Source organism: Duganella sp. GW821-FHT07G03, assembly GCF_059418605.1.
This window is the reverse complement of record NZ_JBWKQE010000004.1, coordinates 112,975-128,560: the sequence shown is the minus strand read 5'-3', so window position 1 is coordinate 128,560 and position 15,586 is coordinate 112,975. Positions and strand designations below refer to the sequence as shown.

The following is a 15,586-nucleotide window of genomic DNA, read 5'->3' as shown; positions in this document are numbered from 1 at the left end:
ACTATCAATTTCAATCTTTCAAATAGGCATTGTATATAAGGGCTATGCTAGCATCGAAAGTGCGTGGCAAATTCCACGCGCCCCATACTACGAGCGAACCCATGAGATATAGCTTAACGCGCCTATTAGCAGGTTCCCTTCTTGCCGCCGCCGTGACATCGGCCTGGGCGGCCCAGCCGGCGGACGACAATGCCGTCATCCGTTTCGAGATCACCCGTTTCGAGGTCAAGGGCAACACCCTGTTGCCGCCGGCGCAGGTCGATGCGCTGCTGGCCAAGTTCGCCGGCAAGGAGCGCGATTTCGGCGACGTGCAAAGGGCGCTCGAAGCGCTGGAAGCGGTCTACCACGAGCGCGGCTACAACGTCGTGACGATCGAGCTGCCGGAGCAGGAACTGAACCGCGGCGTGGTGCTGCTGCGGGTGGTGGAAACGCGCATCGGCCGCATCAGTGTGAAGAACAATCGGTATGTCGACGAGAACAATATCCGCCGCAGCCTGCCCGCCTTGCAGGAGGGCCGGACGCCGGACCTGAAGGCGGTCTCGGCCAATCTGAAGCAGGGCAACGAGAGTCCGGCCAAGGAAGTCACCCTCAAGCTGCAAAGCGGTGAAAAGGACGACGAGGTCGACGCCGTGCTGGAGGTCAAGGATCAGTCCATCTGGAAAGCCATGGCCAACGTCGACAACACCGGCACCCAGCAGACCGGCAAGACCCACGTCGGCTTCATCCTGCAAAACGCCAACCTGTTCAACCGCGATCACCTGGCCTCGCTGCAGTACACCACCTCGGCCGAGGAACCGGGCCGCGTCAAGGTGTATGGCGCCGGCTATCACATCCCGCTGTACGCGCTGGGCGACTCGCTGGACTTCTTCGCCAGCTATTCCAACGTCGATTCCGGCACCGTGTCGGCCGGCGCGGTCAACCTGGCCGTCAGCGGCAAGGGCGCGGTGTACGGCGCGCGCTACAACCAGAGCCTGGCCAAGCGCGGCGAGCTCGAATCCAAGCTGAGCTACGGCGTCGACTACAAGGCCTTCAAGAACAGCGTGCAGTTGCAGGGCCAGGAGCTGGGCAACGATGTGACCGTGCATCCGCTGAGCATCGCTTACCAGGCCACGCTGCCGATCAAGCAGGGCGAGCTGAGCGGCCAGCTGACCTTGCTGCGCAATATCGCCGGCGGCGCCAAGGGCGACCAGGCCGCGTTCACGCTGGCCCGCGCCGGCGCCAAGGCCGACTACACCATGCTGCGCGTGGCCGGCAGCCTGACCCGCGCGCTGGCCAAGGACTGGCAGCTGCGCGCCATCCTCAACGGCCAGTACAGCAGCGATGCGCTGATCCCCGGCGAACAGTTCGGCGCCGGCGGCGCGACCTCGGTGCGCGGCTTCGTCGAACGCGAGATTTCCAACGACTCCGGCCTGGGCGTCAACCTGGAAGCCTACACGCCCAATCTGTGCACCCACGCCGACTGGAATTGCCGCCTGCTGGCGTTTTACGACACCGCTTACGCCAGGCGCAACCACGCGTTGCCCGAGGAGCTCACCAGCACCACCATCGCCAGCACCGGCGTCGGCGCGCGTTTCGTGCTGTCCACCTACGTCAACCTGCAACTCGATTTCGGCCACGTGGTCCGCGCCGGCGTGACCGGCCGCGACAACGCCAGCCGCCTGCACCTGCGTCTGGGGCTGGCGTACTGACCGCGTGCGGTTCACCCTGAAATGTACTGGAAATGAAAATGCCACAGCCAAATAACTCCCACCTCGTCCGGGCCTTGTTCCAGGGTTTGCTGTTGCTGGCGCTGTGCGGCGCGGCCGGCGCGGGCTGGGCCGCGCAAGTGGCGGGCACCATCGTGCAGCTGAGCGGGCCGCTGCTGGCCAAGAAGGCCGGCGGCGTGGTGCGCATCCTGTCGATGCGCTCCGAAGTCGAAAGCGGCGACACGCTGGTGACCGAGAAGAACACCTACGCCATGGTCAAATTCATCGACAACAGCGAGATCACGCTCAAGCCGGGCACCACCTTCAAGGTCGAGGACTTCAGCTACGACGCCGGCAAGCCCGACGCCGACAGCGCCTCGTTCAACCTGGTCAAGGGCGGCCTGCGCTCGGTCACCGGCCTGCTGGGCAAGCGCAACAAGGAGAAGTTCGCCATGAAGACGCCGAGCGCCACCATCGGCATCCGCGGCACCACCTTCATCGCCGACATCGTCGAGCCGAGCGAGGAGGCGCTGGCCTCGCGCCTGGCCTACAACCTGGCCAGCACCGCCGCGCTGGACCAGCTGGCCGCGCCGGTGCGGCCGCTGATGCTGGCGCAGCTGACACCACCGCCGCCGCCGGGCGGTGTGCGCCCCCCGGGCCTGTACGTGCAGGTGCTCGACGGCTTGATCCATGTGACCAACCCTTCCGGATCGAGCAACTTCAGCACCGGCCAGTTCGGCTACACGCCGAGCCTGAGGATACCGCCGGCCCTGCTGCCGGCCAATCCGGGCATCCCGTTCGCGCCGCCGCCGGCGTTCAACCAGAGCACCGGTCCCGCGGGCGGCGGCAACGCCCCGAACAAGTCGAACACCATCGATTGCGAAGTGCGCTGAACCGCCGCAGCGCAGCATCAGGGCCAGGTCTGCGACCTGGCCTTTTTTTTTTGTGCGCGCGGCATGGGCGCAGCCGGTCCCACCCCGTGCTGTGCCGATTTCCAGCCCCGCACGATATTTATCGGCATAGACGCAATGTTGTCCATAAATTAAATTCATGCCTCACTTGCATGACTGAAGAAATATGTAGTAACGATGCAAAATACGCAAGTTCGGCGGCGGAGGATGTTGCTCGTCAGCACGGTATTGATCGCGGACCAGTCGCGCAACAAGTGGTTTTAAGAAATAAACCTACCATCCGAACCGCAAGGAAAACAAGCATGAACTGTGAGACTGGTTTGCTCGACACCCTCAACCGTGTCCTGGTCGTATCGCCCTTCGAACTGCCCGACTACCGCCTGGTGTGCGACTTCATGCGCGCGGGCGCATTCGCCTTCCTCGATGCCGGCCGCGACTGGGAGCAGGCGCGCGGCGCGCTCGACAGGGTGATGCGCGCGGCCGACGGCCCGTTCGGCTTGCGCATCCCCGAAGGCGTGCGCTTGCCGGAGTCGGCGCTGGCGCCGTTGCGCGGGCGCGTCACGGTGCTGATGCACGCCTCGCCGGCCGCTTTCCATGCCGTGCCCGGTTTCCTCCACCTGGTGCAGGTGGTGTCGCTGGAGGAGGCCGAGCAGGCCGCGCGCCTGGGGGCCGACGGCCTGGTGCTCAAGGGCGCCGAGAGCGGCGGCCGGGTGGGCGCCTTCAACAGTTTCATCCTGCTGCAGCAGACCAGCGGCCGCCTGGCGCTGCCTTACTGGGCCCAGGGCGGCATGGGGCCGCATGGCGCGGCCGCGGCCGTGCTGGCCGGCGCGCAAGGCGTGCTGTACGACGCACAACTGGCGCTGATGGCCTCGACGCCACGCCAGCCCGAATGGCGCGCGATCTTCAGCGCCGTCAACGGCTCGGAGACGGCGGTGACGGGCGGTTACCGCCTGCTGCGCCACAAGCTGCTGCCCGACGTGCCCGAGGACGCCGACCGCGCACAGGTGCTGGCGCTGCTGGACGGCCCGGCCCCACCGCTGCCGGCCGGCGAGGACCTGGCGCTGGCCCGCTTGTTCCAGTCGCTGTACGGCGACGCCGCCGCGCTGGTGCAGGCCACCGAGCAAGCCATCGACGGCCACTTGCGGCAGGCCGGGCGTGAACCGCTGTTCGGCCGCGATTCCGCCTTTGCCCGCGAGTATGGCTTGCAGTATCCGCTGGTGCAGGGGCCGATGGCGCAGGTGTCGGACCGGCCCGGCTTCGCGGCGGCGGTGGCGGAGGCCGGCGCCCTGCCATCGATCGCGCTGGCCCTGCTGCCGCCCGAGCGCGCCCGGCCGCTGCTGGAGGAGGCGCGCGAACGCCTGCGCGGCAAGCGCTGGTGCGTCGGCCTGCTCGGTTTCCTGCCGCCGGAGCTGTACCAGGCGCAGGCCGAGCTGGTGCGCGCCGTGGCGCCGTCCTATGTGATCCTGGCCGGCGGAAGGCCGGACCAGGCCCGCGCCTTCGAGCAGCAGGGCATCGCGGTGTTCCTGCATTGCCCGACCGTGGGCCTGTTCGAGCGTTTCCTCGACAGCGGCATGCGCCGCTTTGTCTTCGAGGGACGCGAGTGCGGCGGCCACGTCGGGCCGCTGTCGTCGATGACCTTGTGGGAAGGGCAGATCTCGCGCGCGCTGGAATTCGAGGGCACGGCCGAACTGTCGCTGCTGTTCGCCGGCGGCCTGCACGACGGCCTGTCCGGCGCGCTCTTGGCCGCGATGTGCGCGCCGCTGGCGGCGCTGGGCGCCAAGCTCGGCATCTCGATGGGCACGGCCTATCTGTTCACCGACGAGGCGGTGCGCGAGGGCGCGATCCTGGCCGCCTACCAGGAGCTGGCCGTGGCCAGCAAGGAAACCGCGCTGGTGCAGACCAAGCCGGGCCATGTCACGCGCTGCCTGCGCACGCCCTACATCGATTTCCTGGAGGGCGAGCGGCTGCGCCTGCGGCACGCGGGCCATGACCGCGACGCCATCTTCCTGGCGCTGGAACAGCTCAACGCCGGCCACCTGCGCATCGCCTCCAAGGGCAGGAAACGCATCGACGGCGCGGTCGCCGAGGTCGGCGCCGAGACCCAGCTGCGCGAAGGCATGTACATGATCGGCGACGTCGCCTGCCTGCGCCAGCAAGTGCTCAGCATCGCCGAGCTGCACGCCGACATCGCGGCCGGCGCGCAGCTGCTGCGCGACTACCAGCCGCGGCCGGCGCCGCGCCGGCGCCGCGCCAGTCCGTCCTGCAACATCGCCATCGTCGGCATGGCCGGCATCTTCCCCGGCGCGCTGACGGCGCAGCAATTGTGGGCCAACATCATCGAGGGCAAGGACAGCGTCACCGAAGTGCCGGAGCAGCGCTGGAGCAAGGAGCTGTACTACGACCCCAAGTCGAGCGGCGCCGCCGGCGAGAAAACCAATTCGAAGTGGGGCGGCTTCATCCCCGACTTCCATTTTGACCCGGCCCAGTTCGGCATTCCGCCGCAAAGCCTGGGCTCGATCGATCCGGCCCAGCTGGCCGGCCTGCTGGTGGCCCAGCAGGCCCTGCAGGACGCCGGCTACGGCGAGCGCGCCTTCAACCGCGAGCGCACCTCGGTCATCTTCGGCGTCGAGCCGGGCGCCGACATCGCCGGCGCCTACGGCCTGCGCATCGCGCTGCCGCAATTGCTGCCGGAACCGGCGCTGGGCCAGGCGCTGGCGGCGTTGCCGCGCCTGACGGAAGACAGTTTTTCCGGCGTGCTGGGCAACGTGGTGTCGGGCCGGATCAGCAACCGGCTCGACCTGGGCGGCCAGAACTTCACCGTCGATGCCGCCTGCGCCTCGTCGCTGGCGGCGGTCGACGCGGCCATCAAGGAATTGCGCTACGGCGAAAGCGACATGGCCATCGCCGGCGGCGTCGATTTCCACAACGGCATCCATGACTACCTGATGTTTTCCAGCACCCACGCGCTGTCGGGCAGCGGCAAGTGCCGCAGTTTTTCCGCCACGGCCGACGGCATCGCGCTGGGCGAGGGCGCCGGCGCCGTGGTGCTCAAGCGCTACGAGGACGCGCTGGCCGACGGCGACTATGTGTATGCGGTGATCCGCGGCATCGGCGGCGCCAGCGACGGCAAGTCGCTGGGCCTGACCGCGCCGCGCCAGCAGGGACAGCAGCGCGCGCTGAACCGGGCCTACCGGCGCGCCGGCGTCTCGCCGGCCGAGGTCGGCCTGCTCGAAGCGCACGGCACCGGCACCGTGGTGGGCGACCGCACCGAGCTGGCGTCGATGGAGAGCGTGTTTGCCGGCGCCGGCAGCGCCCCCGCCAGTTGCGCGCTGGGTTCGGTCAAGACCCAGATCGGCCACACCAAATGCGCCGCCGGGATCGCCAGCCTGATCAAGGCGGCGTATGCCGTCGACCAGGGCTTGCTGCCGCCCACCTTGCACCTGCAGCAGCCCAACGCGTACTACCGCCAGGAGCGCAGCGCCTTTTATTTCCTGTCGCGTACCACGCCCTGGTTGGCGCCGGCGCGCGCGGCCGGCGTCAGCGCCTTCGGCTTCGGCGGCACCAACTACCACCTGGTGATCGACCGCGGCGACGCCGATCAGGTCGCGGCCACGCCGGCCGCGCCGCAGGTCTGGCCTTGCGAGCTGTTCCTGTTCCGTGGCGACAGCGCCGCCCAGGCCGCCCAGCAGGTCGCGCGCTTGCAGGCATGCCTGGCCGCCGGCCGCCAGCAGCGTCTGTGCGACCTGGCCTATAGCCACCATCTGGACAACGAGGGCGAGGGACCTGTGCGGCTGGCCGTGGTTGCCGCCAGCGTCGACGAGCTGGCGGCCCGGCTGGTCCGCGCCGCCCAGGGACAGGCCGATCCGCTCGGCGTCCATGTCGGCGGCGGTGCGCCGCTGGCCGGCCCGTTGGCCTTCCTGTTCCCCGGCCAGGGCAGCCAGTTCGCCGGCATGGGCGCCGACCTGTTCACCTACTTCCCCGCCACCCGCGCGCACCTGGCCGGGCAGGCGGCGCTGTGCGCGGCGATGTATCCGCCGAGCGCATTTTCCGATGAGCAGCGCGCCGCCCAGGCCAGCGCGCTGACCGACACCCGCATGGCGCAGCCGGCGCTGGCCGCCGTCAGCCTGGCGGCGGCGCAGGTGTTGCGCTCGCTGGGCATCGAGGCCGACCATCTGGCCGGCCACAGTTTCGGCGAAGTGAGCGCGCTGTGCCATGCAGGCAGCCTGGCCGCCGGCAGCTTGCTGCAAGTGAGCCGCCAGCGCGCCGACAGCATCCTGGGCAGCTTCGACGGCGACGACCGCGGCGCCATGCTGGCGGTCGAGGGCGACCAGGCGCTGGTGCAGGCGGTGCTGGGCCAGCTGGGCGAACTGGACATCGCCAACCTGAACGCGCCGCGCCAGACCGTGCTGGCCGGGCCGAGCGCCGCCATCGAGGCGGCCCTGGGCGCCTTCCAGCGGGACGGCGTGCGCGCGCGCCTGCTGCCGGTCGCCTGCGCCTTCCACAGCCGCGCGCTGGCCGGTGCGGCCGCGCATTTTTCCGCCTGCCTGGGGCAGTTGCCGCTGGCCGCGCCGGACCGGACCGTGTGGTCCAACCAACACGCCGCCCCGTATCCGCAGGACATCGCGCCGGCCGACCTGGCCGACCGCCTGGGCCGCCAGATCGCCGCGCCGGTGCGCTTCGACGCGATGATACGCGCCATGCATGAGCAGGGCGGCGTGCGGACCTTTGTCGAAGTGGGCGCCGGCGGCGCGCTGTGTGCGCTGGTCGGCAGCATACTCGATGGCGCCGCGGTCCAGACCGTGCCGCTGCTGCTGCGCGACGCGCCGCCGCTCAAGGGCCTGATGCAGGCGCTGGCCCGGTTGGCCACGCTGGGCGTGCCGCTGTCGCTGGGCGCGCTGTTCGCGCAGCGCCGCCTGCGCCGGCTCGAGCTGGCCGCGCCCAAGGCCTTGCCGGCCACGTTGTGGGCGGTCAACGGCCAGCATGCCTGGCCGCTTCAAGGCAAGCTGCCGGCCCATGCCTACGATCCGGCGCTGAGCAAACCGCTGGCGCTGGTGGGCGCGGCGCCGGCGCCGCTCGACGCGGACGAGCGCGCGGCGGTGATGCGCAGCTATTTCGACAGTCTCGATCACTACGTCCAGCAGCAGCGCGACGTGATGCTGGGCTACCTGGGCGCGGCCCCGGCGCCGCAGGCCGCGCCGCGTGCGCGCGCCAGCGCGGCGGCCGGCCCCGCCGCGCCTGCTGCGCCAGCCACCGCCAGCGCCATTGCCACGGCCGCGCCGCTGGCCGACCGCGCCAGCATCGAAGCCAGGCTCAGGCGCCTGATCTGCGAGCGCACCGGTTATCCCGAGGACATGATCGAAGCCGGTCTCGACCTGGAGGCCGATCTCGGCATCGACTCGATCAAGCGGGTCGAGCTATTGGCTGAAATCGGCCAGACCCTGGGCGTGGCCGATGCCGCGTCGTCCGGCCAGTTGGGCGACGGCGCAGCGCAGTTCCTGGAAGAAGTGTCCAAGCTCAAGACCTTGAGCGGCATCAGCGACTGGCTGGCCGCTTACGTGCAGCGCAACGCCGCGGCGGCGCCGCCGGCGGCGCAACCGGTCGCGTCCGCGCCGCAGTCCTGCGAGCCGGCCGCGATCGAAGCCCGGCTCAAGCTGCTGATCTGCCAGCGCACCGGCTATCCCGAAGAGATGATCGACGCCGATCTGGACCTGGAGGCCGATCTCGGCATCGACTCGATCAAGCGGGTTGAATTGCTGTCCGAGATAGGCCAGCAGCTCGGCCTGGCCAACGCCGGCGCGGCCGACCAGGCCGGCGAGGACGCGGCCCGCTTCCTGGAACAGGTCTCGAAGATCAAGACGCTGCGCGGCATCAGCGCATGGCTGGCCGCCCAGTTGACGCCGGCCGCCGCCCCGGCGGCCGCAGTCACCCCGGTCGCCGCAGTCGCCCCGGCCGCGCCGGCGGTGCCGCTGCGGGTGCTGGAGGTCAGCTATGCGGCCAAGCCGCTGCTGCCGTCGCCGCCCGTCAGCCTCGACGGCAAGACCTTGCATTGCGTGGGCGCCACGCCGGCGCAGTTCGAGGCCTTGCGCGCGCGGCTGGCCGCGCGCGGCGCGCGCCTGGAGCCGCTGGAGCGGGCCACGCTGGCGGCCGGGCTGGAGCTCGACACCAACGGCCTGCTGTATTTCAACCGCGACGACGACGCCTATCAGGACGTGCTGGAGCTGTTCCATGCCTTGCGCGCCTGCGACGCCAGCCGCATCGATACGGTGCTGGCGATCCAGCTCGACCCGGCGCCGCTGCGCCACGCCGATGGCCGCTACCACGCGCCCTCGGCCGGCAGCGGCGCCAGCGGCATGCTGGTGAGCCTGCGCTGGGAATGGCCCAAGGTGCGCATGATCCGTCCGCTGATCCTGCACGACGCCGCGCCGCTCGGCGCCGCGGCGCTGGCCGAGCGCGTGCTGGACGAAATCCTCAGCGAGGCCGAGATCCTGGCCCAGCCGGTGGCCTATTGCGACCAGCTGCGCCATGTGCGCCAGGCCTTGCCGCGCCGGCCCGAGCCCGAACCCGCGCTGCCGGCGGCCCTGCGGCTCGATGCCGAGGCCGTGGTCGTCATCGTCGGCGGCGCCAAGGGCATCACCAGCTGGTTCGCGTCCGCCTTTGCCGAGCGTTACCGTTGCCGCATCGTGCTGCTGGGGCGCTCGCCGCTGCCGGCCGGTCCCGATCCCTTCCCCGGCCTCGATACGGCGCGCCAGTTGCGCGCGGCCCTGCTGGCACAGCGGGGCGATGCGGCGCCGGCGCGCGCCATCGAAGCAGCGGTCCAGCAACTGCTGGCGGAAAAACAGATGCGGGCGACGCTGGCGGAACTCGAGGGCCATGGCAGCGAGGTCATGTACCGCAGCGTCGACGTCATCGAGCCGCAGCAGGTCGACGCCGCGCTGCGCGAGGTGATGGCGCGCTACGGCCGCATCGACGGCGTGCTGTTCGGCGCCGGCGTGCTCGACGACCGCTTCCTCAAGGACAAGCAGGAAGCCTCGGTGGCGCGGGTGTACCGGACCAAGGCGGCCGGCCTGGAAAACCTGCTCGACAGCCTGGACCGCTTGACGGAGCCGCAGTTCTTCGTGTTCTTCTCCAGCATTTCGGCGACGCTGGGCAATCGCGGCCAGACCGATTATTCGGCCGCCAACGCCTATCTGGACAAGCGCGCGATGGCGCTCAACGCCAGCCGGGACGGCCACTACCTGTCGGTCAACTGGGGGCCGTGGGAGGGCGCCGGCATGATCGACGCGACGCTGCAAAAGCACCTGGAGGGCATGGGCATCCACGCCATCCGCCGCCGCGAAGGCGTGGACTTCCTGTTCGACGAGCTGGCCGCCGGCAAGCGCTCGGGCCGGGTGATCGTCACCTGCGCCAGGGACGAGGCCTTGTTCTGGAACGAGGAAGCCGGGCCGGGTGCGCTGGCCGATATGGAGGGCGTGCACCATGGCGTTTAAGGCGGCCATCGTCGGCATGGCCTGCCGCTTTCCCCAGGCGCCCGACCTGGAATCGTTCTGGCGCAATATCCGCGACGGCGTGGACGCCATCGGCGCCTATCCGATGGCGCAGCGCTGGGGCACGCAGTCCGCCTTCTACGCGGCGGGCAGCGCGCCCTCGCTGGAACGCACGTATTGCGGGCGCGGCGGCGTGGTGACGGACCTGAGTTTCGATCCGCTCGCCTACGGCATCGTCCCGCGCGAGGTCGAGGAGGCCGAGGCGGACCAGTTCCTGATGCTCGACCTGGCCAGGCGCGCGCTGGCCGACGCCGGCATTGCGCGCAGCGGCCACGAGCAGCTGGCGCTGCCGATCGGCGTGATCCTGGGCCGGACCATGCCGATCGGCCCGGTGACGATGCGCTATCTGGACCGCATCAAGCTGCTGCCGCAACTGCGCCAGAGCCTGCGCGACAGCTTTCCGGGCCTGGCGCCGGACCAGCTGGACGCGTTCGCCGAGCGCTTCGTGCAGCAGCGCCAGGCCGGCTTCCAGAACAGCCTGACGCGCAACCTGGTGCCGGGCTTTGCCGCCTCGCGCCTGGCCAACCGGCTCAATCTGTGCGGGCCGAGCTACATCCTCGACGCCGCCTGCGCCTCGTCGCTGGTGGCGATCGAGAACGCCATGCTGCAGCTGGAGCAGGGGCGCTGCGAACTGATGTTGGCCGGCGGCGTGCACCTGCCGCTGACCCAGGGCTACTGGTCGATGTTTACCAATATCGGCGCGCTGTCGCGCCAGGAACAGATACGGCCGTTCGACCGCGGCGCCGACGGCCTGCTGCTGGGCGAGGGCGCCGGCCTGGTGGTGCTCAAGCCGCTGGCGGCGGCGCTGGCCCAGGGCGACCGCATCCACGCCGTCATCGAAGGCGTCGGCAGCCGCAGCGACGGTCGCGCCGAAAGCCTGCTGGCGCCGTCGTCCGACGGCCAGGTCGCGGCGTTCGCGGCGGCCTGGCGCCAGGCCGGCATCGATCCCGGCCAGGCCGGCTATATCGAATGCCACGGCACCGGCATGCCGCGCGGCGACGAGGTCGAAAGCGCCTCGCTGCTGCGCTTTTTCGGACCGTCGATGCAGGGGCGTCGCGTCGCGCTCGGCTCGGTCAAGTCGATGATCGGCCACACGCTGGGCGCGGCCGGCATCGCCAGCGTGATCAAGACCGCCTGCGCGCTGCGCGACGGCGTGCTGCCGCCGTCCCTACATTGCCGCGAGCTGCGGGCCGACCTGGCCGCCCAGGGCTTCCATGTGCCGGCGCACAGCCTGCCGTGGGCCGACGGCGCACCCCGCGTGGCCGGGGTGAGCGCCTTCGGCTTTGGCGGCATCAATGCCCATCTGGTGTTGAGCGGACCGCCGGCGCGGCCGGCGCGGGTCAGCGCGGCCGTCGCGCTGGAGCTGCGCACCTTGGCGTCGGAGGAGCTGGCGCTGGTGATGTCGCGGCCCGATCCGGCCAGCATGCTGGCGGACTTGGAGCGCGGCGCGTTGCATGCGGGCGCCGGCCCGTGCCGGCTGGTGCTGTTCGCGCCCACGCCCGAGCGGTTGGCCAAGGCCGGCCGCATCGTCGCCGCCGGCCTGGCCTGGCGCGGCAAGCAGGATATCTTCTTCACGCCCGAGGGCCTGCTCGGCGCCGGTGGCAAGCTGGCTTTCCTGTTTCCCGGCCTGGGCAACCAGGTCAACCCCGACTTTTGCGACCTGGCGCGGCGCTTCGGCCTCGATCTGCGCCAGCTGTCGGCCAAGCAGGGGGACGCGCTGGTCAGCAGCAGCCTGCAGACCGTGTTTTCCGCCCATACCCTGTACCAGGCGTTCGGCGTGCTCGATGTCGTGCCCGATGCGATCGCCGGGCATTCGCTGGGCGAATGGATCGCCTGCGTGTCGAGCGGCATGATCGGCGCGGCCGAGCTGGAAGTGCTGGTCGAGCGCCTGCTGGCCTTGCAGGACGGGGTGATGGGCAAGGGTTACTTCCTGGTCGCCGCCTGGTGCGGCGCCGATCGCCTGCGCACCTTGCTGGACGGCGTGGATGGCGTGGCCGTCGCGGTCGATAACTGCCCGGGACACAGCGTCATCTGCGGCACCGCCGCCGGCCTGGAACTGGCGCAATTGCGCCTGCGCGAGCAGGGCATCCTGTCGGTCAATATGGGCATTGAAGCGGCGTCCCACACGCCCTTCATCCGTGCCACGCTGCACAGCATCCGGCCGCTGGTCGAGGGCATCACGCTGTCCGAACCGGCGGTGCCGCTGTGGTCTTCCAGCCTGGCCGGGCCTTACCCGAGCGAGGCCGCAGGGATCAAGGAAGTCATCATCGACAACATGGCCTCGCCGGTGCGCTTCCGGGAGTTGATCGACCGGATGCATGGCGACGGTTTCCGCGTCTTCCTGCAACTCGGCAATGCCGGCCTGAGCGGCTTCGTCGCCGACACCCTCAAGGGCGGCGATTTCATGACGCTCGACGCCGCCGGCGCCGACAAGAGCACCGAGCAGATGATGCGCAGGGCGGCGGCCGGGCTGTTTGCGGAAGGGCGGGCGGTCGATTTCGAGCGCTTCGGCCTGCGCTGCCAGCCGGCGTACGCCAGCGGCCCGGCCGCGCCGGCGTCGCGCAGCGCGCCGATGTCGTTGGAACCGGGCCTGTGCGAACTGTCCGGCATGCCCGACCTGGGCTTCCTGGCCGCCGGGCTGAGCACGGCCGCGCCGGATGCGCCGGATACACAAGGCTATGGCGGCCTGCATGCGGCCAGCATGGAGCTGTTCCGCGCTGCGCAGCGCGACGTCATGACGGCCTTCGGCGCGGCCGCGCCGCCGTTGCCGCCAGCGGTCGCGGCGGCGGGGCCGGACGAGGTGGTCTATCGCCAGACCATAGCGATCGATCACGACCGCTACCCTGAGCTGTATGACCACGAGATCTACCAGTCCCACGTTGGCCGCCCGATCGCCGAGCGTTCAGCCGTGGTGCCGATGACGATGATGATCGAACTGGCGTGCGCGCTGATCGCCGAGTATCTGCCGGCCTGCAGCATCAGCGCGGTCCACAAGGTGTTTTCCTTCCGCTTCGTGGAGGTGCGCGGCCCGCTGGCGCTGGAGGCGCGCGTGTACCGCAAGGCGGCGAACCTGTATGCGGTGGTGGTCGAAGACCGCTTCTCCTGCCAGGTGGAAGTGAGCGAGCGGCCGGCGGCGCCGCCAGCGGCGGCCATGCCGGCCGCGCGCCCAGCCCACGTTCCGCCTTTCCCCTTGCAGCTCGACGAGATCTACCGGGACCGCTGGTTGTTCCACGGTCCGATGTACCAGGGCGTCAAGCACCTGGGGGCGATGGATGCGGCGGGCATCGACGGCGTGGTGATGGCGGCCGGCGGCCTGGGCGCGCTGGTCGACAGCGCCTTCCAGGTGGCCGGCGTGTGGTTCTGCTCGCACTACGATGTGGACAATGTGGTGCTGCCGCTCAAGATCGGCAAGCTGGAATTCTTTGCGCCGCTGGCGGCGTTGCGCGACCCGTCGCAGCGTTACGACTGCCGGGTCGCCACCCGCGCGATCAGCGAGACCGAGTTCGTGTACGACCTTGAACTGATACGGGATGGACGGGTCATGGTGCGTGTCAGCGCATTCACCGGCCGCCGCTTCAGCGCCGATCCCTCGCTGTTTGCCATCTTCCGCACGCCGGAGCGCCTGAACCCGATCAGCGAGCAGCTCGACGACGGCCTGTTTGTCTTCGATCTGGCGTTCCGCTCCAACTGGACGCGGGTGATGCTGACCAAGAGCTATCTGACCGGGAAGGAAATCGAGCGGGTCGAGTCCAGCAAGACGATCGCGCAGCGCAACGCGCTGCTGCGCGGCATGGTCGCGGCCAAGGACGGCCTCAAGCAATGGCTGGCCGAGCACCGCGACATTGCCACGCTGTTCCCGTCGGAGATAGAGATCGGCCATGACGAGCGGGGCGTCCCGCTGGGCCTGGTGGCGGGCCAGGCCGCGCCGCTGGCGCTGTCGATCAGCCACAAGCCCGACATCGCCGTGGTGCTGGTCGGCGGCGATCGGCGCGTGGGGGTCGACGTCGAGTTGATCGAGCCGCGCAGCGCGGCATTTGAACAGCTGAACTACGACGCCGAGGAAATCGCCTTCTTCGCGGCGCAACCGGCGGCGGAGCGCGCTTTCTGGCAAACCTTGTTCTGGACCGCGAAGGAAGCCTGGGGCAAATGCCAGGGGCATGGTCTGGCCGGCGCACCGCGCAGGATACGGGTGCGCGCGGTCGACCGCAGCGGCGCCGGCTGGAGCGGGCAGGTGGAGGGGGCACGCTTCAGCGCGCGCCGCCACAAGGACGGGTACGTCATCAGCTGGGTGCGCGAAGCAATGGAACACTAACAAAGGAACACTATGTCAAACAGCAAAGCATGGGCCGTGCAGGAAATCCGGGCCGCCGTCCACCAGGTCGTCGGCGAGCAATGGGCCGCCGAGATGGTGATTGAAAGCGACACCACCTTCAGCGGCGGCATGGAGCTCGACAGTATTGAAATCGCTAAGGTGATCGAGATCATGCTGAGGAAGTTTCCCGACGTTGATTTCGAGTCCTGGTTCGCCGGCATGGACATGGGCAAGATCGTCGGCCTGACGGTGGGCGATATCGCCGCCTTCATCGCCGACTCCAGCCAGGCGCGGGCCGCGTGAGCGACGCCGTGGCGGTGCCGCTGAACACCATATCGCTGGGGGATGCCAAGCGGCGGCCGATTCTGTTTGTGCATGGCATGGCCGGCAGCGCCGGCTTGTGGGTGCTCAGCTACGCGTTCAGGCTGATGAAGGACTATCACGTCGTCGCCTACGACCAGCGCGGCCATGGCCTGTCGCCGGCGACGCCGGGCGGCTACCGCCTGGCCGATCATGCGGACGACCTGGAACGGGTGCGCCTGCGCCATGCCGGCGACGTGCCGGCGCTGGTGGTTGGCTACAGTTACGGCGGCCATATCGCGGCGCAATGGGCGATGCGCTACCCGCGCTCGGCGGCCGGACTGGTGATCATCGACACGCCGCCGCTGCCGGTGTCGGCGCACGACATCGACCAGATGCTCGATGGCCTCAGCGCCGTGCTGGGCGGCGATTTTTCGCCCAGTGGCGGATTCATCGATCCAGTCAAGCAAACGCTGCGCGCGGACATACTGGGGCGCAGGCGCGCGGTGCTGAACGCCAAGTCGCGCCTGGATAATCTGAAAGCCACGCGCTTCCGGCAAGAGGTGCTGAGCGACCCGCCGTTCAGCGACGCGGCGTTGCGCGCCATCGGCTGCAAGACTGGCTTGATCTACTCCAGCCGCGCCGGACATCATGCGTATGCGCAGCGCCAGTGCGCCCTGATCGGCGATTGTGATGTGACCATCCTGGAAGGCGGGCATGACTTTGTCATCGAGCAGGCCGGCGCCGTGCTGGCGGCGCTGCAAGGCTTCCTGGCCGCGCTGCCGGACGCGGCATGGGAGCGCGAGGCCGCTCCAGTGCGCACGGCGAGCTAGC

6 protein-coding genes are annotated in these 15,586 nt (G+C 69.7%); all 6 read left to right on the top strand.

Features of this window, described 5'->3' with window-relative positions; genetic code table 11:
* The first annotated feature begins 101 nt into the window (after positions 1-101).
* The 6 genes from AC07OK_RS07750 (at position 102) to AC07OK_RS07725 (ending at position 15,585) form a co-directional block, all read left to right on the top strand.
* Positions 102-1,688 (top strand): ShlB/FhaC/HecB family hemolysin secretion/activation protein, encoded by a 1,587-nt coding sequence (locus tag AC07OK_RS07750; protein WP_494689767.1) that lies wholly within the window; start codon positions 102-104, stop codon positions 1,686-1,688.
* 32 nt (positions 1,689-1,720) lie between these two features.
* Positions 1,721-2,578: a FecR family protein gene (locus AC07OK_RS07745; protein WP_494689766.1), complete on the top strand. Its 858-nt coding sequence runs from the start codon at positions 1,721-1,723 to the stop codon at positions 2,576-2,578.
* A gap of 320 nt (positions 2,579-2,898) precedes the next feature.
* Positions 2,899-10,083 (top strand): SDR family NAD(P)-dependent oxidoreductase, encoded by a 7,185-nt coding sequence (locus tag AC07OK_RS07740; RefSeq protein ID WP_494689765.1) that lies wholly within the window; start codon positions 2,899-2,901, stop codon positions 10,081-10,083.
* Positions 10,073-14,452, top strand: coding sequence for a beta-ketoacyl synthase N-terminal-like domain-containing protein (locus tag AC07OK_RS07735; RefSeq protein ID WP_494689764.1), 4,380 nt, complete (start codon positions 10,073-10,075; stop codon positions 14,450-14,452). The genes AC07OK_RS07740 and AC07OK_RS07735 overlap by 11 nt, the downstream gene beginning before the upstream one ends.
* Positions 14,453-14,464: 12 nt before the next feature.
* Positions 14,465-14,755: a hypothetical protein gene (locus AC07OK_RS07730; RefSeq protein ID WP_494689763.1), complete on the top strand. Its 291-nt coding sequence runs from the start codon at positions 14,465-14,467 to the stop codon at positions 14,753-14,755.
* The gene (locus AC07OK_RS07725) at positions 14,752-15,585 is read left to right on the top strand and encodes an alpha/beta fold hydrolase (protein ID WP_494689762.1); all 834 of its coding nucleotides are present in this window, start codon (positions 14,752-14,754) and stop codon (positions 15,583-15,585) included. Before AC07OK_RS07730 ends, AC07OK_RS07725 begins: the two co-directional genes overlap by 4 nt.
* The last annotated feature ends 1 nt before the right edge of the window (position 15,586 follow it).

Excerpts from the sequence above, each read along its gene's own strand:
- AC07OK_RS07740 (WP_494689765.1), top strand. The coding sequence starts at position 2,899 with ATGAACTGTGAGACTGGTTTGCTCGACACCCTCAACCGTGTCCTGGTC.
- AC07OK_RS07730 (WP_494689763.1), top strand. The coding sequence starts at position 14,465 with ATGTCAAACAGCAAAGCATGGGCCGTGCAGGAAATCCGGGCCGCCGTC.
- AC07OK_RS07750 (WP_494689767.1), top strand. The coding sequence starts at position 102 with ATGAGATATAGCTTAACGCGCCTATTAGCAGGTTCCCTTCTTGCCGCC.
- AC07OK_RS07745 (WP_494689766.1), top strand. The coding sequence starts at position 1,721 with ATGAAAATGCCACAGCCAAATAACTCCCACCTCGTCCGGGCCTTGTTC.
- AC07OK_RS07735 (WP_494689764.1), top strand. The coding sequence starts at position 10,073 with ATGGCGTTTAAGGCGGCCATCGTCGGCATGGCCTGCCGCTTTCCCCAG.